Origin of the sequence: Limnoraphis robusta BA-68 BA1, from assembly GCF_034932365.1 — a bacterium.
Lineage (GTDB): Bacteria > Cyanobacteriota > Cyanobacteriia > Cyanobacteriales > Microcoleaceae > Capilliphycus > Capilliphycus robustus.
On the sequence record NZ_JAYGHR010000064.1, the window covers coordinates 135,841 to 159,194 of the forward strand.

The window sequence follows — 23,354 nt, forward strand, 5'->3', positions numbered from 1 at the left end:
ATCCTGCTATTATGCTGGGTTATAGAATCCTGTATCGTTGAGATTCAGTCCGACTTCATCGGCCAGACGGTTCAGCATAGACTGATCGCGTTGAATTTCTGAGCGTTCCCGCTTCAACATCAGAATTCGCGCTTTCTCAGAAATCGTTAGGGGACTGTCTGTACCGCTAACCGCCGAAACGGGATTATTGCTATATTTAACCCCCCGATAGGTGAGATTATAACTGGGTTGTAAAACCGGGGGTTTCTTCAAGTTGCAAAAACGCCAATCTTGTCCCCGATATTTTCCAGCTACTTCTCCAGTTGCAGTGGCAACTTGTGGAGGATTGTATTGATAATCGATACCACGATAGGTTAGTTTCATCTGATCGCCTCTCCTTTTTGATGCGATGGTTGACAAAGTGAGGCGCGTTCCTTCAGGAATGATGATTTCCCTACTTCCGTCTCTCTGATCTCGATGATTTTCCTGACTTTACTGAGATCAGCGTTCTCTAGATCCGAGAGATGAACGTTTTCTTTTTTCTTTCTGTATCTATTGTTACGGATTTTCAGAAAAATGTCAAGTGTCTATCACTTTTTTTAGGCAAGAGGCAGAAGGCAACAGGCAAAAGGCGATCTTGCAAAAGGCGAAGTCTTTAACTGCTAACTGGTCACTGGTCACTGATAACTGGTCACTGATAACTGTCCCCACTGGTCACTGATAACTTATAACTGGTCACTGTTGAGGGCGGGTTTATGTAGGTTCCTTCTGGGAAGACATACATTTTGACCTAACCCGCCCCTACATGATGGGTGACTGTCCCCACTGGTCACTGGTCACTGGTCACTGGTCACTGATGACTGTCCCCACTGGTCACTGGTCACTGGTCACTGGTCACTGATGACTGTCCCCACTGGTCACTGGTCACTGGTCACTGGTCACTGGTCACTGATGACTGTCCCCACTGGTCACTGGTCACTGGTCACTGGTCACTGATGACTGTCCCCACTGGTCACTGGTCACTGGTCACTGATAACTGTCCCCACTGGTCACTGATCACTGGTCACTGGTCACTGATAACTGTCCCCTAATCACTGTCTAATGGGCGCAACCATTACCATGATAGTCATCGCTATCATAGAACCCGTTTTTCGTTCCGAAGAACAAACAGGAAATGGTAAACAAAACAGTTAATCCTGCTAAAACTAACTTGACATCCATGACTAAACCTCCTGTAATCAATACAATTTTCAATGAGATTGTAGACGCGACTTGGCTATCTCGTCCATCTCCTACCATAGCGTTAGAATTATTGGGTTGTACTCTAGTACGACAACTTCCCAACGGTGAACAAATTCGCGGTATGATCGTCGAAACAGAAGCTTACATGGCAGGTGATCCAGCTTGTCACGCTTACAGCAAACCAACCCCTCGCAATGCTGTCATGTTCGGGCCTGCTGGGATGAGTTATGTTTATCTCATCTATGGAATGTACCATTGTTTTAATGTGGTAACAGATGTTGAGGGGGTGGCGAGTGCGGTGTTAATTCGGGCTTTAGAATTGTCTGTGTTTCCTGACTCCCTTCCACAAAATTTAAGCTTAGGTTCAAAAAGCGATCGCCATATTAAGAAACCCTTAAAAAAAGATCAACTTGCTCGTCTCGCTGCGGGGCCGGGAAAACTTTGTCGGGTATTACAAATTGATCGCACTTTGACGGATTTACCCCTACATTTTAATCAGCCTTTATGGTTAGAACATCGAACTCCTACTTTTCAACAAGCAGTGAACTCGGGGAAAATAGAGTTTGTACAAACGACTCGGATTGGTATTACCAAAGGCACGGATTTACCTTGGCGATGGTATATTGCAGATTGTCCTGCTGTCTCTAGATTGTCGTTTTGACATCCTCTCCGCCCTCAAGGACGGAGATTCCAAACATCACTGTCTGGGTTTCCTCTTTCGACGAGTTGACTTACTCAATTGGGTTTCCCCGTTCAAGCAGAGATCAGTCTCTCGGGAGGCGTTGATTTCCGTCTGCCCGACGGTATTTTAAAAACAGATATTAAGCGGAAAAACGGATTAAGCTACGTGTGAGAAGCCTAGATTTATGCGTTTTACAGTCAAGTTAATCCGTTAATCTATTTCTTATCCGTTTCTTGATTTGATAACTGTTTAAGTGCAGATTTCAGAATGTTTTTTGCCGCATTTTCATCGCGGTCACTCTTATACCCGCAGTGAGGGCATTTGTGAGTCCGGGTGCTGAGAGTTTTGACAACCTTTTCACCGCAATTTGAGCAGTTTTGAGAAGTATATGCGGGTTCAACAGCAATCACCGGAACCCCATAAATTCTCCCAAAATATTCTAACCATTCTCTAAATCTGTACCAAGCAGCATCATTAATTGACTTGGCTAGATGATGGTTTTTAACCATGTTCCGTATCCGTAGGTTTTCAATCGCTACCAAGTCGTTAGACTGTATGACGTGTTGGGCCTGTTTACAGACCCAATCGTTACGTCTGCGTGAAACCAATAGATGCGACGGCGCTCTATGTGCGGACGCAGGTTCCGCACCCGCACCTCCCCTCCCTAACCGATTTCTGGCTTTTTTACAGTTTTGACTTCCCTTTTTTTTTCGAGATAATCGACGTTGCAGCTTTTTAATTCGTCGCTCGTCTTTTCTGAAAAAGCGAGGGTTTTCTATTTGATTACCAAAAGAATCGGTGTAGAAATAGTTAAGTCCAACATCTAGCCCGGTTTGTTTTCCTGTGAGTTCTTTATTTTCCTCTCGTTCATGGTCGATTAAAAATTGAGCATAATACCCATCGTATCTTCTAATCACTCTAACCCGTTTAATTTGTTGGAGTTGATAGAAGTGTAAATCTCGGCTACCCCATCCCCCCTTTTGGTTCCCCCCTTAGAAAGAGGGGATAGGGGGGATGCTTGAAACTTATCAGAAAACGTTAAATAGCGTCTATCCTCTGAAAGTTGACCGCCCGTGCTTTTATACTCAACAGAAGCTCGAACCTGATATTTTTTAAATTTGGGAAATCCTTTCTTCCCCGGTATTTTTTGCCGACAATTTTGATAAAATCGCTCAATTTAAAACAGATAGGATAAGGATTTAACGGATTAAGCTATCTGTGAGATGCCAAGATCTATGGGTTTTACAGTTAAGTTAATCCGTTCTTCCGCTTCTCTATCCGTTTTTAAATTGATGCCCATGCTCTCTCCGCGTGCGCTTGTCGAGCCATAGAATTGAGTTTGTTCACCCAGGGAAAACTAGGATTGTCTGACAGCAGTTTGCAGTAGGCATAAGCGTCGTTACGACTTTTGATTTGACCGTCTATCCATGCTTTAATGATGCTATTACGGACGAATCGACCTGTACGGATAGCTTCGTCTAGCCTTCTGTACTGGGCAACAGTTCCTTGTAGCTTCATTTCGTAGACAATCATGTTTATCATTGTCGAGCCACGATAAACTATTGTAGCATAAAACAATCCGTCGTGAACGACCTTGCTCTAAACCTACTTTTTATTGGTAATTTTGCTGAATTGAGTTCACCATAACAGCTTAAAAATTGAACGGAAATCTCCCCCTTTGAAAAAACTTAATATCATTTTTCTAACTTTTACGGTAAAATAAGACATTATGGTAAAGTTGAGGCAAACTCTGGCTGTCAGACCCCCTACAATCAAAAGTCGGGCTGCTGAGTGAGCAGAACATCTGGAATTTAGCATTTTACCCCTTGACTCTCAATGGTGAGTAAATCCCCGATTCTCAAAGCAATTCTCATCCTATTTGGGTTGTGGCTATTCGCTGATTTAGTCAGTCATATCCTAGCGGAAGGGTTTTGGTTTGAGGAATTGAACTATTTATCAGTCTATTGGTTGCGCTTAACAACCCAAGCAATGCTTTGGTTCTTCGGCTTGACTGTAACCGCAGGTTTTCTCCTGGGAAATCAATTCATTGCCAACCGCTACAAATATCCTCCTTCCCCCACCCTAAAGCCTGATAAAATCCCCTTTTTCTCCCTAGAAAAACCGCCCTCTATTCCCGCATTAGAGTTTGGTTGGCTTCTCGGATTTGTGATCAGTTTATGCCTGTTGTTGGCTTTAGTTGTCTTACATTATGGACAAGTATTCAGTCAATATTGGCAACCCGATTTTACTCAACCCCTAGTCGCTCCTCAACTCCCTAATCGCTTTGATGTAGAACCTTTATTAAAGCTTACTCAACAGTTATTTTCTCAGTGGTGGTTATTTGGACTCTTCGCGGGTCTTGTAATATTATTAGTCGTTGAACTTGATTTTACCCTGATCGCGATCGCTATATTTCTGAGTTTAGGATTTGGTTTGGTTTTATCCAGCCATTGGCCGAATATTCTGCAATATTTTCATCCAACCTCTTTTAATAAAGCTGATGATCTTTTTGGACAAGAAATTAGCTTTTATATCTTCACCTTACCTGCTGCACACCTCCTAGAATTCTGGCTCGTTGGGTTGTGTTTGTGTGGATTAGTCTCTTGTAGTTTAATTTATCTTCACTCCGGAAATAGCCTCAGCCAAGGGCGTTTTCCCGGTTTTTCCCAACCCCAACAGCGACACTTACACGCCCTGGGTGGAATGTTCATGCTGAGTGTTGCCTTCAAGCATTGGCTATCTCGATATGAACTCCTTTATTCTAGACGAGGTGTCATTTTTGGTGCAGGCTATACCGATATTAATGTACAAGCTCCGGCTGACTTAATGTTATGTATTATCGCCGTGATCATTGCAATTTTTCTATTATGGCAAGCCTTTTTCTCCGTCAAAGCCATTGAACCTTATATTGAAGTGGGTTTAAAGCTATTTAGTTTAAAGCTATTGAAGCGGCGTATTCGCCGACGCAAATTTTTTCCGAAGACTCAGACCCGATTATTTGCCGATAGCTATTCACTCCGAGCAATTTTAGGATGGTATTTAACCATTGCTTTTATTGCAGGTTGGTTATTACCCCAAACCGTACAACGCTTCATCGTACAACCCAACGAACTAGCACGAGAAGCCCCCTATATTGAACGGAGTATCAGCTACACCCGACAAGCTTTTAACCTCGATGTCATTAACTCAAAAATCTTTCCCCTCGAAGGTGAACTTACTTACAATGACATTCAAAAAAATGATCTCACCATCAAAAATATTCGTCTTTGGGATCAACGTCCCCTTCTACAAACCAACCGCCAGTTACAGCAAATTCGCTTATACTACGAATTTCCAGATGCCAATATTGACCGCTACACCTTACTCAAAGCCCAAGCCGAACAAACCCCAATCGGTCGCACAGAAAAACAACAAGTTTTAATTTCAGCACGGGAGTTAAACTACGATGCCGTACCCGATGAAGCTCAAACTTGGGTGAACAAACATTTAGTTTACACTCATGGTTATGGTTTCACGTTATCTCCTGTCAATACCGTTGGCGAGGGAGGACTTCCAAATTATTTTGTTAGAGATATTGGTGCCGATCCAAAACTTGATCCGCAGAGTACCCTAGCTGTAGATCCACGAATTCAATATAGTATCCCTATCGGAAAACCACGTATTTATTATGGTGAACTCACCGAAACCGATGTGATGACTTCTACCCTAGTTGAGGAGTTAGATTATCCCGTCGGAAATGAGAATATTTATAATACTTACGACGGTCAGGGTGGGATTACAATTGGTCAGGGATGGCGACGGTTACTGTTTGCTAAACATTTGAAAAACTGGCAAATGCTGTTTACCCGAAATTTTTTACCGGATACAAAGTTACTCTTTCGTCGCAACATCAAAGAACGAGTAAAAATGCTAGCACCTTTTTTGCGCTACGATAGCGATCCCTATTTAGTGGTTGCGGATGCCAATTTTAACGAGTCTCAACCTCAAGAAGAATTAACCCCCCCTAACTATTTGTATTGGATTATTGATGCTTATACAACAAGCGATCGCTATCCCTATTCTGACCCTGGAAACGGTGAATTTAACTATATTCGCAACTCCGTTAAAGTCGTCGTTGATGCTTACAATGGTAAGGTTCGCTTTTACTATTTAGATAACCCAGAAGATCCGATTTTAACCACTTGGCGAAAAATATTCCCTGATTTGTTTAAGCCCATTCAACAAATGCCGGGAAGCCTCTATGCACATATTCGCTATCCCTTTGATTTATTCAAAGTTCAATCCGAACAATTATTGACGTATCATATGGATGATGTGCGAGTCTTTTATAATCGAGAAGACCAATGGCGAATTCCCAAAGAAATTTATGCGAATGAAGCGCAATCGGTAGAACCGTACTATCTAATTATGCGGCTTCCTGAAGAAAGCAGTGAAGAATTTATTCTGCTACAACCGTTTACACCTGCCAGTCGAATTAACTTAGTCGCTTGGATGGCAGCTCGCTCCGATATTCAACAATATGGTAAACTATTATTATATCGTTTTCCCAAGCAAGAATTAATTTTCGGCCCCGAACAAGTGGAAGCCTTGATTAATCAAACGCCCGAAATTTCTGAACAAATTTCCCTTTGGAGTCGCCAAGGTTCACGAGTCGTACAGGGAAATTTATTAGTCATTCCGATTGAAAGATCATTGCTTTATGTCGAACCGCTCTATTTAGAAGCGACTGAAAACAGCCTCCCGACACTCGCCCGCGTGATTGTTTTTTATAACAATAGAATTGTCATGAGGCCTAGTTTACAACAAGCCTTAGAAGATATTTTTAAGGCGGAACCCGCATCGATTCCAATTAACGTTCCACCTCCCACAGATGTGGATATTCTTGAAAATTAATCTCAACTGTTTTTAAGTGGGATTCACGAATTCTAGATAGCTCTGACTCAGGTCTTTGACAGCAAGTTCATAGAGTTGTTTTCCATGTTCAGGAGTAGCTAATGCTGGGTTTGATCCCATCCGACCATCGGGATAATGACGGCGAAAATCAGCCGCCCCGTAAATTGGATAACCTTTAGCCACTTCTTCCGATAAGGTCGCCTGTTTGATGGCTTCAGGATAAAGATATTGCGTCACAGCCACTTCACTGGGGGTTGCGTGAGACCCTTCTTGATCGCCGTAAAGTTCCTTGGCGAGTTTGTAAACCGATCTACACATGAACCAATTTCCCACCTGACATTGTACAAGATTCGCGTTGGGGAGTTGCAGGTCCCCAAGATGGGCGTAAGTCTCAGCAAAAGCGGCTTTCAAGGTGGCAATATTTCCCCCGTGACCGTTGATGAAGAAAAATTTGTTAAAACCATGTCTCGCCAAAGATGTGATATAATCAGTGATTACGTTAATTAACGTGCTAGGTCGGAAGCTAATAGTCCCAGGAAAAGCCATGTGGTGAAGTGCCATTCCCACATTGAGAGTCGGGCTAACGATAGCATGGGTTGCTTCTCCGGTTCCTCGTGCGATCGCTTCAGCACAAATCGCATCGGTGCCAATCAGTCCAGTCGGCCCATGTTGCTCAGTCGAACCAATGGGGAGAATAATCCCAGTTGAGTGGGATAAATAGGTTTCGACCTCGGGCCAGGTACTTAAATGGAGTAACATTATATGAAGTTAAAGAGGTTAAACAGTGGGCTGTCAATTCAAGTGTTAAGTTCGGTTTACACCAGATGGGCGCAACAGTCAAGTCGGCTGGATTGAACCCCAAGCCCAGCTCAGAACGGTTTAACCCTTGATAATAACTTAACCTAATCATTACCAACAGTTTACCTAACCTTAACCTTCCACCCATACAATCAAAGCTATATCCCCTTTATTAATCCGACCGAGCCTATTTGGAGTAGATAATGTTTAGAAAGCTCGCATCGCACTTAGTAGATGAGCGAGTAAAAGGCTTATGGCTCACTTTTGTGAGTGGGGATTTTCAACCTGTTTTACCCCTGTTCTCTCAATGTGGGCCGATTGATCAATGGCAGCATATCTACGTTGGATGGATTGTCAAGAATTAACTTTCCTTAAAAGTCACTCAGCCTAAAAGTTAAGTCTGATTAAAATGACAATTCCACACCATCCAACCAGTAGGAACTGATATTTATGTTTTCCCCCGACTTAGGCAAGAGTTCTCATCGTTCTGACCTAAGATATACAGGTCAAATCTTGTTACTTGAACATGAAGAACCCTGGCGGGATATCCTGTCTTTAGCCCTCAAAGAACACGGCTATACTGTTGTGATTGCTTTAGACGGACGCGAAGCTCTCCCAGCCGTTCATAGTCCCTCATCTAAGATGAGTGAATTTCCATTCAACCTTTTGATTCTAGATGCTGTCAATGGTCTTGATCTGTGCCGAATGTTACGGCATCAAGGCAACCCCGTCCCCATTTTAATCATTGGAACAAAAGAAACAGCAAATAACTGTGCTTTTTACCTGGAAGCGGGAGCAGATGACTATCTAAGCAAACCATTTGGAATGAGAGAATTTATCGCCAGATGTCGCGCTCTCATGCGTCGTCAACGCTTGTGTCAGCTTCCGGGACCAGTAATGTTGCAATACAAAGATATTATCCTCTATCAAGAAGAATGCCGGGTTGTGGCTCGGGGTGAAGAAGTGAAGCTTTCCCCCAAACAATTCCGCTTGTTAGAACTATTTATGAGTTATCCCCGGCGAGTTTGGTCTCGTGAACAGTTACTCGATTTGATTTGGGGACCTGATTTTATTGGAGATAGCAAAACCGTTGATGTTCATATTCGCTGGTTGCGAGAAAAACTAGAAATTGACCCCAGTAACCCCGAATATATTGTAACCGTGCGCGGCTTTGGATATCGGTTTGGATAGGCTAGAACCTTGAGTGGCAAAAACCCATTGATCATCGTTAAAATAATCAATGGTTAGATTGCCAGCTTCTACCTTCCTCTAATATTTTATGAGACTAAAACGACGAGAATTTTTGCTATTCCTCGGTGCTAGCTTAACGACAGCTAGCTTGAGTTCTTGTGAAGATAAAAATCTTCCCCTTGACCCCAAATCTTCCCTCAAACCCCCTAAAACTCCCTTGAGTTTTAAACCCGTAAAAGGGCCGATGCCGTTAGCAACAGATTACGCAGAAACTCAAGTTGGAGAATGGGTTCCTATTAGCACAGTTTCAGCTTCAGAACAACAAATTAAAGCCTATAAAACCTATGAAATTGTTGATGATCTCGTTCTTCCAGAAGGGTTTACATATGACCTAATTGCGGCTTGGGGTGATCCAGTCGGTGATTCTCGGTTTGGCTACAATAATGATTATTTATCCTTCATCGAAACGAGTGAAAATGAAGGATATTTAACCGTCAATTTTGAGTATATTAGTTCAGAAACTTGGGTGCAAACCTACGAAAAAGTCATCGGCAAAACCTTACCGATTAAAAGCATTGAAGCGGCTCTAAAAGCCGAGAAAAAACCCAAAATAAATGCCTTTGCATTGCCCGCCAATAACCCCGTGCGCCAAGCCATTCGAGAACTATCCGAACAAGGGTTAATCGACATGGGAATCGGTGTTATTTCCATTCGTCGGAACTCAGAAGGCAAATGGGAACGCACCTACTCAGCCGAAGATCGACGGATTACCGGAATTTCGGGTTGGAAAGATCGCCGTTACCTAAAGTCAACGGGGCCAGCCGCGGCCGTATTTCGCAAAAAAGGTAAAGGTTATAATGACCGCTTAGGCGATCGCATTATTGGCAGCTTTGGCAATTGTGCAGGGGGAACCACCCCTTGGGGAACAGTGTTTAGTGCCGAAGAAAACTTTCAAACCCATGTTCCTGAACCCGTCTACCCCGATGGAACTTCTGTTGATCCGAGTAAGAACCCCTTTTCAGGAAGTTTAGATGGGTTGGGTAATGTGTTCGGATTAGCGGGAAATAAATATGGTTGGATGGTGGAAGTTGATCCAGCAAATCGTAATGATTATGGGACGAAGCATACCTGGTTAGGTCGTTATCGTCACGAAGCCGTAGGAATTCGGGTAGAAGCGGGTAAACCCTTGGCATTTTATTCGGGCTGCGATCGCCGAGGCGGACACGTTTATAAGTACGTGAGTCAAGATCGCGTTAAAGACCCCAAAGATCAAGCCAATTCTCGCTTACTCGAACAAGGAATGCTCTATGCAGCGAAATTTAATGAAGATGGGACAGGTCGTTGGATTGCTTTAAAAGCGAATACACCCGTTAATCCCGATTTACCCAGTGTTCATGTCGGGGGAAAGATCAGTTTACCCAAACGACCCGAAGGCGGCGCTGTCGTGGCGGTAAAAGATTCCGAAGCGATCGCATTCAAACAGCAGTATAAAACCTTAGCCGATTTATATGAAGGGGAAAATCCCGAAGAAGTTCAGGGTGCCATCTTAATCGATGCTCATTTAGCCGCCAGTGCAGTGGGAGCCACTTGTACAGCCCGTCCCGAAGATACAGACATTGCGCCGGATGGTTCCTTATTTATTGCCTTTACCTCGGGTTCTGGGGATGACAAAACTGGAGGCCCAGACCAACGGGTGTTTAAAAGTCCAACTGGGGAAACCGCCTATGAGTATGGTTGGGTGCGATTCGTTTGGTATAAACCAACACATCTAATGTGTTAGGGGGACTACCAGCAAGGATGTTAATCCTTGACAACTAAGTGTTTATGCAGGTGTAAGTAACATCAATAGGATTGTTACCCAGTCCTGCCCCACAGGTGCAGTGGTGACAGCATCATCCCTTCGGTAGCGACTAGCCATCAATCCGAAAAGCGGGATGAAAAGGAGGTAAAAAGAAACGGATAGGGAAGGCCGAAGTTCGGATTAAGTTATCAGTAGGACAGCATAAATCTCTGATACTCACAGTTAAGTTAATCCGTTAAATCCTTATCCCATCTGTTTTCAAAACTGGTAGCCTAAACCGGAATCCCTTTGAGCAAAGTACCCATGAGTAACGTGCATTGAAGATGTGTTTAAAACGTCGATAACTCGAACCAGCTAAATAAGGCTGATAAGCTGGAACCAAAAGGTAAAGGATAAAGAAACGGATAGAAAAGGCCGAAGTTCGGATTAAGTTATCGGTAGGACAGCATAAATCTCTGATACCCACAGTTAAGTTAATCCGTTAAATCCTTATCCCATCTGTTTTCAATAGGGAGTTGGCAATCCAACCGCGACCAACAAGCACTTCCCATAAACCCGGCGTATAGCATCACTCTAAAGGTACATAAACATAAACACTTGGAACGAAGTAACCTCTAGTAAGCTCTTGAAACGGTCGATTTTTCAAGTAGGTGCTAACCGGATGCTGCTAGTAGGAAAGATGATGTAAAAAGCAAATGCTAGAAGTAATTTTCTAGATAAGCTGACGTACATCCGATGAATTGGAAGATAGAGACTTAAGTAGGAGTACAAATGTCTAAAACCAGTTCAATTAATGACACTAGGGTGGAATGGAATGCGATTAACTGGCGCAAGCTAGAAAAGCGTGTTTATAAGCTCCAAAAACGTATCTATCAAGCCTCTAATCGTGGTGATGTAAAAGCAGTTCGCCGACTCCAAAAAACGCTGATGAGGTCTTGGTCTGCAAGATGTTTAGCGGTGCGTAGAGTTACCCAGGATAACCAGGGGGCAAAAACTGCTGGTGTGGATGGCGTTAAATCGCTGACCCCAAAGCAAAGAATAGCCCTGACTGGAAAACTCAAACTGGGTTCAAAGGTCAGCCCGACCCGGAGAGTTTGGATAGACAAAACCGGGGATGTTGAGAAGCGACCTTTGGGAATACCTACCATGTATGACCGCGCATTGCAATCGCTTGTCAAAATGGCTTTAGAGCCAGAATGGGAAGCGAAATTTGAGCCTAACTCATACGGGTTCAGACCAGGCCGATCATGTCAAGATGCAATCGTAGCAATACATACAGCAATTAACAGAAAGCCCAAATATGTGCTAGATGCTGATATTGCAAAATGCTTCGACTGTATTGACCACAAACGACTCTTATCAAAATTAAATACTTATCCAACCCTACGAAGACAGGTTCGAGCCTGGTTAAAATCGGGTGTCATGGATGGGATAGAGTTGTTCCCTACATCTGAGGGTACGCCACAGGGCGGGGTCATTTCTCCGTTACTGGCTAACATTGCCCTTCACGGTATGGAATATCGGATAAAAGAGTTTGCCAAAACCCTTGACATAAAAAATGATAAGGGCTATCAAAAAAGTTGGCAAATGAGGGTGCAATCATTGACCCTCATCCGGTACGCTGATGACTTCGTGATTCTCCACGAAGACATAAATGCCGTCCAAAGATGTAAAGAGATAATCTCTGAGTGGTTAAAAGACATGGGTTTGGAACTAAAGCCAAGTAAAACGAGGTTAGCCCACACGCTAAACAATTACGGGCAAGAAGAACCGGGGTTTAATTTTCTCGGTTTCAACATCCGACAGTTTAACGTAGGAAAATATCACTCGAAGCAAGGCTTTAAGACCATCGTCACCCCAAGCAAGAAAAGCATAAAGGTACATTACGACCAAATCGCAAAAGTAATAGACTCTCACAAATCGGTCAGTCAGGATGCACTAATAAGACATCTAAACCCAATTATCCGAGGATGGAGTAATTATTATGCGTCACAAGTAAGTAAAGAAGCTTACTCACAATTAGATCACCTCATGTACCAAAAGCTAGAATCTTGGGCAAATCGTCGTCACTCCAACAAAGGGAAAAAATGGGTAGCCAATAAATATTGGCACAGAGTAGGTAACGCCAATTGGGTCTTTTGTTCCATAAAAGATGGAGAAATCACGGCTCAATTACTTAAACATAACGCGACACCAATCGTTCGTCATGTAAAAGTAAAAGACGTTGCATCCCCTTATGACGGTAACTTGATATATTGGAGTTCAAGAATGGGTAAAAACCCAGAAATGCCAACCAAAGTTGCAAAGCTTTTGAAGGCACAAAAAAGGGTATGCGCTCACTGCAATTTACACTTCCGAGAGGATGATGTGATGGAAGTAGACCATATCATTCCTAAGTCGAAAGGCGGAAAGGATGAGTATAAAAATCTGCAACTATTACACAGACATTGCCACGATGAAAAGACCCGTTTCGACGGTAGTTTAAGAGGTACTCGTGACAAGAGCCAAGTCATTGAGGAGCCGGATGAGGTGAAAGTCTCACGTCCGGTTCTGAAGACGAGTCAGAGGGGTGACTCTCTGGCTTAGTTTAATATTATGCGCTTGAGTGAACAAGGAAATCAACCTGATGCGATGACCTTTAGTTGGCAGATGTTTGCTACAGGGGGGGAAGTCGCCGATGGAGGTTCCGGTTTTGCCAACCCCGATAACCTCCTATTTGATGGGAAGGGAAATGTCTGGATGGTCACAGATATGTCTACCAGTAAACAGAATCAACCCGTACCCTCCAGTCGAGTTGATGAAAAAGGTCAACCTCTGAGTCAAACAGATTTATTAGGGGTGTATGGCAATAATTCGGTTTGGTTTTTACCCACCTCGGGGGAGAATGCGGGAAATGCCTATCTATTTGCGATTGGGCCGATGGAATGTGAGATGACCGGGCCATGTTTGAGTCCGGATCAACAGACCTTGTTTATGTCAGCCCAACACCCAGGAGAAGCCAACGGGATTCGTCAAAACATGGCTTCACAAGAGCGTCAGTTTGCCATGCGAACCACAGACGCTCAGGAGTTTATGCAAACTCGGCTCGTTCCAATTGGTTCAAACTGGCCGAGTAAAACAGCAAACAGTCCACCTTTACCTGGGGTTGTCGCAATTCGTCGCCTCAATTCCAAACAAATTGTGTAGGATGAATGGGGGAACTCAGACGATCATTGAACCAATGGGATTAAACACACAGAAGTAACTGCCACTGTTAGACCCGCTTGACTGTCAGAAAACTCCTGTTAAGATTGTGGTACTATTGGTTCAACTGAGCTGGGGACTCCCTTGCTTTTGGTATTTTAAGTCGGTGTGAGATTTGAGATGATGAACAAAATTCTATGGAACACTCTTAAGCAGAGTCCAGGTATTCTGGGTGCTGCTCTTGTCTTAACTAATGCCGCCCTAGCCACCGAAACCTCATCTATGAGGCTCGGTTCACCCTCTGACTTAGGGAATGAAGCGATTCATTCAGTGGAGTGGCAGCAAACAGAGCATTCAGAATTATCGACTCAGGAACTCAGCGTTTCTGGTATTCAATCCTTAGACTATCACGCAAACGCATCTGAAAATCTTGAGGTTGCCACGGCAACAGAAAGCGATCAGGGTGAGGCTCCAGCTCAGACCGCAACTTCAGAAGCGCTTTCCACCCCGGAAACGGCTGAGTTGGAACTGGCTCAAGTTGAAACCGCAGACCCAGCAGCGAGTTCTCAAGTGGGGATCTCAGAGATCGAACAGATGGAACTCTACAGCCAAGAAACAGATGTCATGGATCAGGTGACATCGGTTTCCCAGCTTTCAGACGTACAACCAACAGACTGGGCGTTCCAAGCCCTGCAATCTTTAGTTGAGCGTTACGGTTGTATTGCGGGTTATCCCGATGGAACCTATAAAGGAAACCGGGCGATGACTCGTTACGAGTTTGCGGCTGGTTTAAACGCTTGTTTAGAACGGGTTAACGAGTTAATTGCGGCCTCTACTGCGAATTTGGTCACTCGAGAAGATTTAGCCGTTTTGCAACGCTTACAAGAAGAATTTGCGGCGGAATTGGCAGCTTTACGCGGTCGGGTGTTAGCTTTAGAAGCACGCACGGCTGAATTGGAAGCCAATCAGTTCTCCACAACGACCAAGTTGAGAGGGGAAGTGATCTTCTTCATTGGTGATACCTTCGGCGATCGCTCTGAATATACCGTTGCAGGTGGCCCGAACGTTGATGAAGAAGAAGACCCGACTCAAAGCTATTTCGGTTATCGGGCGCGTTTAAACTTTGATACCAGCTTCACTGGGGAAGATTTACTGCGAACTCGTTTGGAAGCCAAAGACGTTCCTAACTTGAGCCGCGAAAACTTAACCAATACCCTGATGAGCCGTTTGGGTACAGATGGGGGAGATGGGGACTTTATCCTCGATGACCTCTACTATCGCTTCCCGATTATGAACGGTAAAGGTCAAGTTTACTTCGGTGCGAAGAGTTTGGACTTAGACGACGTTCAAGATCCTCTTAGCCCCTTCCAGAGTACAGGTGCAGGTGCGGCTTCCCGCTTTGGACGCTATAACCCCACGACCTTCCGGGGAAATCAAGGTACAGGTGCGGCCCTCAAGTATCAGCTTAATGAAAGAATGCGGCTGAACTTGGGTTATCTCGCCAATGATGGGGATTCACCAGATCCGTCTGAAGGTCGAGGTTTATTTAATGGCGGTCACTCGGCTTTCCTGCAATTCGTCTACGAACCCTTGGATAATTTAGCGATCGCTATCGATTACAACCGCCGCTATTTCCGCGAAGATGACGTAAACGTTAGTGGGGGAACCGGAAGTTTCCTCGCCAACCGTCCGTTTGGAGATACCGCCACAACAACCGACAACTTAGGCTTCCAGACCAACTGGAGAATCGCAGATAAGTTTGAGTTAGGCGGTTGGTTGGGTGTAGCTTGGGCTGATGACAAGGCGAGTAGCGGCGACAGTGATGACCTTGATGCGACTATCCTGAACTTCGCCATCACCCTAGCCTTTCCTGACTTATTCCGAGAAGGCAGTTTAGGCGGTATCATCGTGGGTATGCAGCCTAAAGTGGTTTATCACACCCTTGAGCGTTTGGAAGAAGATAAAACAGGAATTCACATCGAAGCGTTTTATCGCTATCAGGTCAATGACTACGTTGCTCTGATTCCTGGTGTTTACATTGTCACAGACCCCGAACATACGGATGAGAACGACACGATGGTCGTGACAACATTCCGGACTCAATTCCGATTCTAAATAGAGAATGCCTAGCCTCACTCAAACCCGTTTAGCGTTGGGGTGAGGCTTAATTATAAAAGTTTAAAAAGAGGGGAAATAGGAGAATTATTCGCCTAACTTCCCCTCTTTTTTTATCAAAAATTAAGACAAATAGTCAGACTTTCAAAAGCAGGTGGAGTTCCATTTAGTTGTTAACTGGAACTTGCCAAATCTTAATCGTTTTATCTTCACTGCCACTCACTAAAACTTCACCATTAGGACTTAAAGCCAAAGCATTAACCGTTTGTGCATGACCCCAGAGCGTCGCAATCGGTTTTCCCGTTTTTAGATCCCAAATCATAATCCGATCGCTACCACTCATTAAAGTCTGACCATCTGGACTAATCACCATCGATTTCACTGCACCCCCATCACCGGAAAACAACCGTTCTTGATCACCCGTATTCGGATTCCACAAGCGGGTTGTACCATCATCACTGACACTCCCTAAACTTTGACCATCGGTCGTATAAGCAATCGTATTGATTGCCCCTGCATGACCAGAAATCGTTAATTTTCGAGTCCCTTGAGTCAAAGTCCACAGTTTAATCGTTCTGTCCGTGCCTCCACTGGCTAAGGTTTGACCATCTGGACTGAAGGCAATCGTATTGACCGGGCCATCATGAGCTGAGATCGTTAATATCCGTACCCCTGTGTTGAGATCCCACAACCGAATGGTCTGATCATCACTTCCACTGGCCAGAGTACGACCATCTGGGCTAAATTCGAGGGCATTGACGCTTGCTGTATGACCTTCAATCGTCCGCAGGCGAATTCCTTGTTTAAGATCCCACATCCGAATGGTTTTGTCGTTACTTCCACTCGCTAAAGTTTCACCATCAGGACTAATTGCCAGAGTTTTAACCCAACTTGAATGGGCGGCAATTGTATGCCGCAATTCCCCCGTTTTTAAATTCCAAATCGTTATATTTCCAAAACTTCCCGCCACGAGTGTTTGACCGTCCGGACTAATCACCACAGTATAAACTTGACCGACAGCACTTTTGTATCCCTGTAGCCACAAACTGCTCGGTATACTTTTAAGAATCAAAATCGGATTAGCCGGAATGAATCCGTAGCGTAAATAACCGTCAATTTGAGTGTAAAACAGTCCTCCAATTAACAAAACAGTTCCCATCATCCAGAGGAACTTAAACGGAAAATTAAATTGAAAAGGACGGGATAAAGGAACCGATATTTTTGGTGTTCTCTGTTTTTTCTTAGGAACTGGCGGAGGTGGCGGCTCAGGTTTCGGTTTCGGGGGTTCAGGTTTCGATTCTGTTTGTTGAGTCAGATCGATTTCTTTGAGACACTGCAAAATGACTTTAGGAGTTTGAGGCCGATTTCCGGGAAAGGGAGCCATCAAATAATCCAAAACATCTGCTAATTGTTGAGAAATATTCGGGGCCCCTTTTCGCCAGAGTAATTTTCCAGTTCTAGGGTTTTCTGGATAGGCTGTTGGCGGTTTACCTGTTAAAAGATAAATAAATGTTCGTCCTAAAGCAAAAAAATCAGACTGAGGAACGGCTTTCCCGTTGGTTTGTTCAGGTGGAGTATAGCCAGGAGAAACAATACCTGTAACGTTTTGTCCTCCCTCCACCTTGGCAATAAAAGTATCTGTAACTTCCCGAGCTGTACCAAAGTCAATTAATACTAATTGCCCATCAGGTTTTCGCATAATATTCTGCGGTTTAATATCCCGATGAAAATAGTTTAAGCTATGAACTTTATCTAAAATTTCTGCAAGCTGTTTTAACCAATCAATCGCTTGTTCTTGAGAAATCGGCTCTTTCTTGCGACCTTTCATCCAGTCTTGCAAATTAGAGCCTTCTATTTTTTCCATCACCAGACAGTGAATCGGTTCTTTGCCTCCTTTCGGCATAAAGGTAAAATAACCATCCTTTTCAACCTTTGGAATACCGGGATGTCTAAGCTGACTCAAAACTTTGGCTTCTTGCTTAAATAAAGACACAGCCTTTGGATGCTCTTTGAGCAAGACTTTCAAAACTTTCTCACTACCCGTTTGGTCATCGGTAATTTCAAAGGTTTTACCAAATCCACCACCACCTAGCTGTCTGCTAACACGATACCGACCTTGGAGTAACAAATCTGAACCGCACTGACAACAAACACGTCGATTAGCATTCGACGGATCAGTCGGACTTGGACAGTTGGGATTAAGGCAATAACTCACAGAAACCAGAACCCGGATCTAGGTTGCCAGATTAACTCCACTATAACTTAGCGGACTACCATCTGTCTGAGAAATTCCTGCCTGTAAGAAGTCTCAGCTTCAGAAGGTCAAAAGAGGGGGTCAAAAGTCAAAAAACGGGGGTATAGCCACAAGCAATAGGCTTATCGTGAGGGATAGTGGTGGTTTTGAGAAGACCTGTAGTTTTTTGTCACTTTCCCTCATTTTATGTCCTACCGATTGAGTCAAGACATTGGGGTTTTTTAGCGATGTTTGTTATACAATCACCGGATGAAAGTAAAAAGCCAGTCCTAGAACCGTGTAAGCAGCCAGGAGCAGAGCGCCCTCTAACCAGTCACAACGACCATCTGAACTGACTGAGTTAGCAATTAAGACCGCAACAACTACCGCTACCAGTTCAAAGGGGTTAAAGTTGAGATCCATCGGTTGACCGATTAAATACCCAACCAGCACTAAAACAGGTGCCACAAATAAGGCAATTTGCAAACTCGATCCCACCGCTACAGAAACGGATAAATCCATTTTGTTTTTCATCGCCACCGTCACGGCGGTTGTGTGTTCAGCAGCATTCCCAATGATCGGAACCAAAATCACTCCCGTAAACAAAGACGTTAGTCCCAGGCTTGCTGTTGCTTCTTCGAGACTATCAACTAACAGTTCTGACTCCAGGGCAACTGCTAGGGTTGCGACTAATAGAATGATAATCCATACCCATAACGGGGAACGGCTATGAGATTCTGAGGCGCGCGCTGTTTCGCCGGACTCTTCTAGGATTTCAGTTTCTGCCACACCCACATCATAGAGATAGGTGTGAGTTTTCATCGAAAACAGCAACGTCAGTATGTAGACCCCAATCAGAACGATCGCCACTGCACTCGACAGGTTTTGCATCGTGGCTTCTTCGATGCCTGTAGAAGTATATTCCACTGCGGTTGGAACTAAAATAGCAATCACCGCCAAGTTCATCGCCGAAGCGTTCAACCTCGCCACAATGGGCTGAAACTTTTGTTCTTTGTAGCGCAAGCCTCCCAGAAGCATTGATAAGCCCATAACTAACAGCAGGTTGCCGATAATCGAACCTGTGATGCTGGCTTTCACCACATCCAACAGTCCGGCTCTGAGGGCAACAATACCGATAATCAGTTCTGTGGCATTTCCGAAGGTGGCGTTCAGCAGTCCCCCCAAATTTGGGCCGAGGACGACAGCAATTTCTTCTGTGGCAATTCCCATCCAACCCGCTAAAGGAATAATTGCCACCGCAGAGATAATAAAAATAGGGGTCGAACCCCATTCTAAGAGATGGGCGGCAATGGAAATCGGAATGAAGATCAGTAGGACAGAAATAATTGTTTTGGCATTCAGCATTGGTATTGACTCGCCAATCAGGTCAGTTAACAGTTACACAGCAAAATTATCAACATACGGTCTTGATTAGCAGATTAACATGGAAATTGACCCCATGCAGGGGTATGAATAACCTTCTGATCTCTTAGCCAGCCCATACATAGAAGCAGAAGATCCGGAACAAAAAAGGTTTGTCCCCTCTTGAGGGCTGGGAGTTGTAACATACAATTTCTTAAGTATTAGGAAGAGTCTATGAAAAAGTAGGAATTTTCGGATATACGTTTACGAATGGTATAACTGTGATTTGATCATCGGGTACGCCGTATATTTGGCGACTAATTCAAAGGGAACCCAACGAATATGGTGTGTGAAGATATAGGTAATTCTGATTTTCTGTTCTGCTATAGTCATAACTGTAGGATCGGTAGCCTTTGCATCGGTGATTAGGTGTTTTGGAATTATACCTAACTCGGGCAGAATCTAGCAAAATCTGTTGTCAATCTGCTTAAATTGAACCGTTGCAGGACGATATAACAATACCAAAAAAGACGCTATTTTTGAATTGATGGATGCCTGATTATTCCTCAAATTTCACCTGAAATATACCTCCTGTATTGACTTATTGTTTAATGATGCGTCTAAACTCAAGCCAGCGTAACTAATCCGACAACGTTTTGATTTGGAAATCTTCAAAGCTGACTTGAAACCCTTCCCGTTCCGGTGAGGCGCACATTAGACCGACCTGGACTGTTTTCGCTTCAGTTAAATAAGCGAATCTCATCATCCTAAATTGTTCACCATCAAGGGAGTATTTGACCTCTACAGCACCTCCTTCACGTTTGAGTTTTAGCCACAATGAAGTCGGATTTTCTGGAAGAGCAACTACAGACCAATCAGAATAGTCCCGTGTGACAACTGTGCTAGCATATTGTAGGCTGTCTACAAACTCAATTCCGCATTTTAACCAAGTCAGATCATTCTCGCGAACCATTAACCCGGCTTGGTCGTATAGAACCTGATATTGTCCGGTTATTTTCACTTCAGCGATAAAATCACTGGTCATTTCTTGATAATAAAAGTGTCCGGTATCGCGAATAAATCCGTAATGGGTTTTGCGCCAGAAATCTGTTTTTAGTCCAGAGGTAACTGAAATAACTTGATCTTGCTCATTCCAGACAGGTGGCTCATTATACCATTTCATATTCCGATTAATTTTCCATCGATTATGGGTTAGGAACCATCATATCAGATAAAACAGTCAGCTTTACCCATGAAGGTTTGTAAATCTTTTCAGTATAGTTCTTGCAGTTGATCCTGTATTAATCTAGGATAGTCAATCCTGTTGTCAAGATAGCTCTAAAAGTTCATCATTTTAAAGTGTTCAAGTCTCACCAATTATCGAGGGTTCTATGTGGAGCCAAAGCTGAAATGTTTGTTAAATTTTACCATCAAAGAGGATAGGTATTCTATCCTGTAATAGTAGTAATATATTATTCTCTCTTCAAAAGCTTGGGTTAGCGTCTGATGACTGCATCAGCTTCTGTCTTGATTTGAGCGACATAACAATCACTTTGTAAGTTGTCAAGGCTAGATTCATTAACAAAATTTTCACCAATCTATAGCAAAAAAACCTAGGCTGAGTTCAACTGAAAACAGATAGAAATAAGCATCTGTTTATCAACTGAGTTGAACTCGACTCAAGCTTCTGTTTTGGCTATTGATGTGACGGTTTTGAGTTTCTAAACGTTACAGGACACAACAAGATGACCTCTACTTCAAACTTTCAATCTATGGCGGTTACGAATGCTGTCGAGAGTTCACACCCTTTAGAACATCAAAGTCTTCGTGATCCCGGACAATTTCAAACCTGTGATCCCCTACAAACAGCAACCGGAGTTTATATTGTTATTCACGGTCATTTCTATCAACCTCCTCGGGAAAATCCCTATATTAATACCGTTGAACGTCAATTGAGTGCTGATCCCTACCATGACTGGAACGAACGAATTTACCATGAATGTTATCGCCCCAATGCTTTAGCCAGAGTCTTAAACAATCAAGGAAAAGTGGTTGGGATCGTTAATAACTATGAGTATCTCAGCTTTAATATCGGCCCGACATTAATGAGTTGGCTAGAACGCTATGATATGCAAGTTTATCAGAGAATCATAGAAGCCGATCGCATCAGTTGTCAGCGCCTCAATGGACATGGAAATGCGATCGCCCAAGTTTATAACCATATTATTATGCCCCTCGCCAACGAACGAGATAAATACACTCAAATTCGTTGGGGAAAAGCAGACTTTCGTTCCCGGTTTGGGCGCGATCCCGAAGGAATGTGGTTAGCCGAAACTGCCATTGATTACGCCACCTTAGAAGCGTTAATTAATGAAGGGATTCGATTTACTATCCTTGCCCCTTCTCAAGCCCAACGCTGTCGTTTATTCGCCTCTGAAGACATCCCTGATCCCGAATGGATAGAGGTTAGCGAAGGTCAAATTGATCCCACTCGTCCCTATCGTTGTTATTTAAAAAATGAAGCCGGAGAAAAAGACACATCCCGTTATCTTGATATATTCTTCTATGATGGGCCGATTTCTGCGGATATGGGCTTTGATGATGTCCTCAGCAGTTCGGGACATTTAGCTGGACGACTCAGCCAAGCCGTTCACGGGGACGGGCGGCCAACCCAGGTGATCTCTGTGGCGACTGATGGAGAAACCTTTGTTGACATCCTCCCCGTCGTAAACAACGGGGATTCCCAGCAGAAGACTATTTCAAAATATCAAATATTGATAATTGAACAGCATTCTCTAGGTGGGTTGACGTTTCACGGGCTGCTGCTTCAATAACCGAAGTCTCACGCCTGCCTCCGCGTCCGTTTAGGCTCTCCGAAAGTCCTCCGGCGAGTAAAATATTTGAGGCGGCATTTCCATCACGATCATGTACTGTTCCACAATTTAAACAAGTCCACTCACGAACAGAAAGGTCTAATTTACCACCTTTAAAGCCGCAGCACGAACATTTTTGAGTTGTCGGTTCCCACCGACTTATTACTCTAAATTCTCGGCCATATTTTTCGGCTTTACCTTCAAGAAGGGTTCTAAACTGTCTCCACCCTAAATCACTAATTGCTTTGGAAAGCTTATGATTTTTGACCATTCCCGACACATTCAAATCTTCCAGAACAATCACTTGGTTTTCGATGATTATCCTGGTTGATAACTTGTGCAGAAAGTCTTTGCGGGTATCCTTCATTCGAGCGTAGAGTTTAGCTTTTCTAACCCTCGCTCGTTCGTATCGCTTAGAACCCTTCTGTTTTCGAGAAAGATTGCGGTTAAGTTTTCGCAGTCTTTTTATCCGTTTTTTCAGAGGCTTGGGAGCATCTATTCTCTCTCCTGAACTCAGAACCGCAAACGTTTTAATGCCCAAGTCTATTCCTATACTATTGGGAGACTTGGGCATTAATTGTTGATTAACCTCAATAACAAAGCTGAGGAAATAACGGTTTGCGGCATCTTTAATGACTGTAACTGAACTTGGTGAACTGGGTAGAGGTCTTGACCAAATTATCTTGAAATTTCCAATTTTGGCTAAAGATATTTTGTCTCCATCCAGTTTAAAGCCACCAACTCGAAACCTGGCTGACTGCTTGGCGTTTCGTTTCTTCAACTTAGGCAGTCTAACTTTTCTCCCAAGTCGCGTTCCCTTACACGACTTAAAAAAGTTTTGATAAGCCTGTTCTAGATCGTTCAAGGATTGTTGTAAAGGGATATTAGAAACTTCTGATAACCATTCCCGTTCTGCCGTTTTCTTCGCTTGGGTAATAAACTGCTTTTGGAGTTGAGCATTACTAGGCTTTTTTTGCCCAGTTTTGTACATTTCGATACAGT

At 43.7% G+C, this 23,354-nt stretch carries 13 protein-coding genes, 5 pseudogenes and 1 riboswitch; of the genes and pseudogenes, 9 read left to right on the top strand and 9 right to left on the bottom strand.

Annotation, left to right across the window (positions count from 1 at the left end; all coding sequences use genetic code 11):
• Positions 1-9: 9 nt before the first annotated feature.
• Positions 10-363 (bottom strand): DUF4278 domain-containing protein, encoded by a 354-nt coding sequence (locus tag VB836_RS16400; RefSeq protein WP_323220738.1) that lies wholly within the window; start codon positions 361-363, stop codon positions 10-12.
• A 41-nt stretch (positions 364-404) separates the two neighbouring features.
• Positions 405-512, bottom strand: a riboswitch (Glutamine riboswitch).
• A 565-nt stretch (positions 513-1,077) separates the two neighbouring features.
• Entirely contained in the window at positions 1,078-1,200 is a 123-nt protein-coding gene (locus tag VB836_RS16405) for a membrane protein (RefSeq protein WP_046281663.1), read from the bottom strand.
• Between VB836_RS16405 and VB836_RS16410 the strand changes: the two genes are divergently transcribed.
• Positions 1,199-1,882, top strand: coding sequence for a DNA-3-methyladenine glycosylase (locus VB836_RS16410; RefSeq protein ID WP_323220739.1), 684 nt, complete (start codon positions 1,199-1,201; stop codon positions 1,880-1,882). The genes VB836_RS16405 and VB836_RS16410 overlap by 2 nt on opposite strands.
• 236 nt (positions 1,883-2,118) lie before the next feature.
• On the opposite strand, the pseudogene VB836_RS16415 reads toward VB836_RS16410, so the two are convergent.
• A pseudogene (locus VB836_RS16415) lies at positions 2,119-3,080 on the bottom strand (RNA-guided endonuclease InsQ/TnpB family protein); the annotation flags it as partial.
• A 113-nt stretch (positions 3,081-3,193) separates the two neighbouring features.
• Positions 3,194-3,436 (bottom strand): annotated as a pseudogene (locus tag VB836_RS16420) (hypothetical protein); the annotation flags it as partial.
• Between the two features lie 303 nt (positions 3,437-3,739).
• Between VB836_RS16420 and VB836_RS16425 the strand changes: the two are divergent.
• Positions 3,740-6,796: a UPF0182 family protein gene (locus tag VB836_RS16425; RefSeq protein ID WP_323220741.1), complete on the top strand. Its 3,057-nt coding sequence runs from the start codon at positions 3,740-3,742 to the stop codon at positions 6,794-6,796.
• A 12-nt stretch (positions 6,797-6,808) separates the two neighbouring features.
• On the opposite strand, the gene VB836_RS16430 is transcribed toward VB836_RS16425, so the two are convergent.
• Positions 6,809-7,555 (bottom strand): creatininase family protein, encoded by a 747-nt coding sequence (locus VB836_RS16430; RefSeq protein WP_323220743.1) that lies wholly within the window; start codon positions 7,553-7,555, stop codon positions 6,809-6,811.
• Positions 7,556-7,797: 242 nt separating this feature from the next.
• Between VB836_RS16430 and VB836_RS16435 the strand changes: the two genes are divergently transcribed.
• The 6 genes and pseudogenes from VB836_RS16435 (at position 7,798) to VB836_RS16460 (ending at position 15,884) form a co-directional block, all read left to right on the top strand.
• Complete coding sequence (locus tag VB836_RS16435; RefSeq protein ID WP_160315455.1) at positions 7,798-7,959, top strand: hypothetical protein; 162 nt, start codon at positions 7,798-7,800, stop codon at positions 7,957-7,959.
• A gap of 85 nt (positions 7,960-8,044) precedes the next feature.
• Positions 8,045-8,785, top strand: a complete 741-nt coding sequence (locus VB836_RS16440; RefSeq protein ID WP_046281656.1) for a winged helix-turn-helix domain-containing protein — start codon at positions 8,045-8,047, stop codon at positions 8,783-8,785.
• Positions 8,786-8,873: 88 nt separating this feature from the next.
• Positions 8,874-10,526 (top strand): annotated as a pseudogene (locus VB836_RS16445) (PhoX family protein); the annotation flags it as partial.
• An 831-nt stretch (positions 10,527-11,357) separates the two neighbouring features.
• Positions 11,358-13,172 (top strand): group II intron reverse transcriptase/maturase, encoded by a 1,815-nt coding sequence (gene ltrA / locus VB836_RS16450; protein WP_323220746.1) that lies wholly within the window; start codon positions 11,358-11,360, stop codon positions 13,170-13,172.
• A 6-nt stretch (positions 13,173-13,178) separates the two neighbouring features.
• A pseudogene (locus tag VB836_RS16455) lies at positions 13,179-13,772 on the top strand (alkaline phosphatase PhoX); the annotation flags it as partial.
• A gap of 180 nt (positions 13,773-13,952) precedes the next feature.
• Complete coding sequence (locus VB836_RS16460) at positions 13,953-15,884, top strand: iron uptake porin (RefSeq protein WP_323220759.1); 1,932 nt, start codon at positions 13,953-13,955, stop codon at positions 15,882-15,884.
• 166 nt (positions 15,885-16,050) lie between these two features.
• Here the strand turns inward: VB836_RS16460 and VB836_RS16465 are convergent, their stop codons facing one another.
• The 3 genes from VB836_RS16465 to VB836_RS16475 all read right to left on the bottom strand — a co-directional run bounded on the left by VB836_RS16465 (position 16,051) and on the right by VB836_RS16475 (position 20,662).
• Positions 16,051-18,099, bottom strand: a complete 2,049-nt coding sequence (locus VB836_RS16465) for a serine/threonine-protein kinase (protein WP_323220750.1) — start codon at positions 18,097-18,099, stop codon at positions 16,051-16,053.
• A 273-nt stretch (positions 18,100-18,372) separates the two neighbouring features.
• Positions 18,373-19,482, bottom strand: a complete 1,110-nt coding sequence (gene cax / locus VB836_RS16470; protein WP_323220752.1) for a calcium/proton exchanger — start codon at positions 19,480-19,482, stop codon at positions 18,373-18,375.
• 637 nt (positions 19,483-20,119) lie between these two features.
• Complete coding sequence (locus VB836_RS16475) at positions 20,120-20,662, bottom strand: DUF1349 domain-containing protein (protein WP_046281956.1); 543 nt, start codon at positions 20,660-20,662, stop codon at positions 20,120-20,122.
• Positions 20,663-21,362: 700 nt separating this feature from the next.
• Between VB836_RS16475 and VB836_RS16480 the strand changes: the two are divergent.
• Positions 21,363-22,187, top strand: a pseudogene (locus tag VB836_RS16480) (DUF3536 domain-containing protein); the annotation flags it as partial.
• A 46-nt stretch (positions 22,188-22,233) separates the two neighbouring features.
• Here VB836_RS16480 and VB836_RS16485 read toward each other — a convergent pair.
• Positions 22,234-23,354: RNA-guided endonuclease InsQ/TnpB family protein (locus VB836_RS16485; protein WP_323220754.1), on the bottom strand; the 1,121-nt coding region annotated here is incomplete at its 5' end.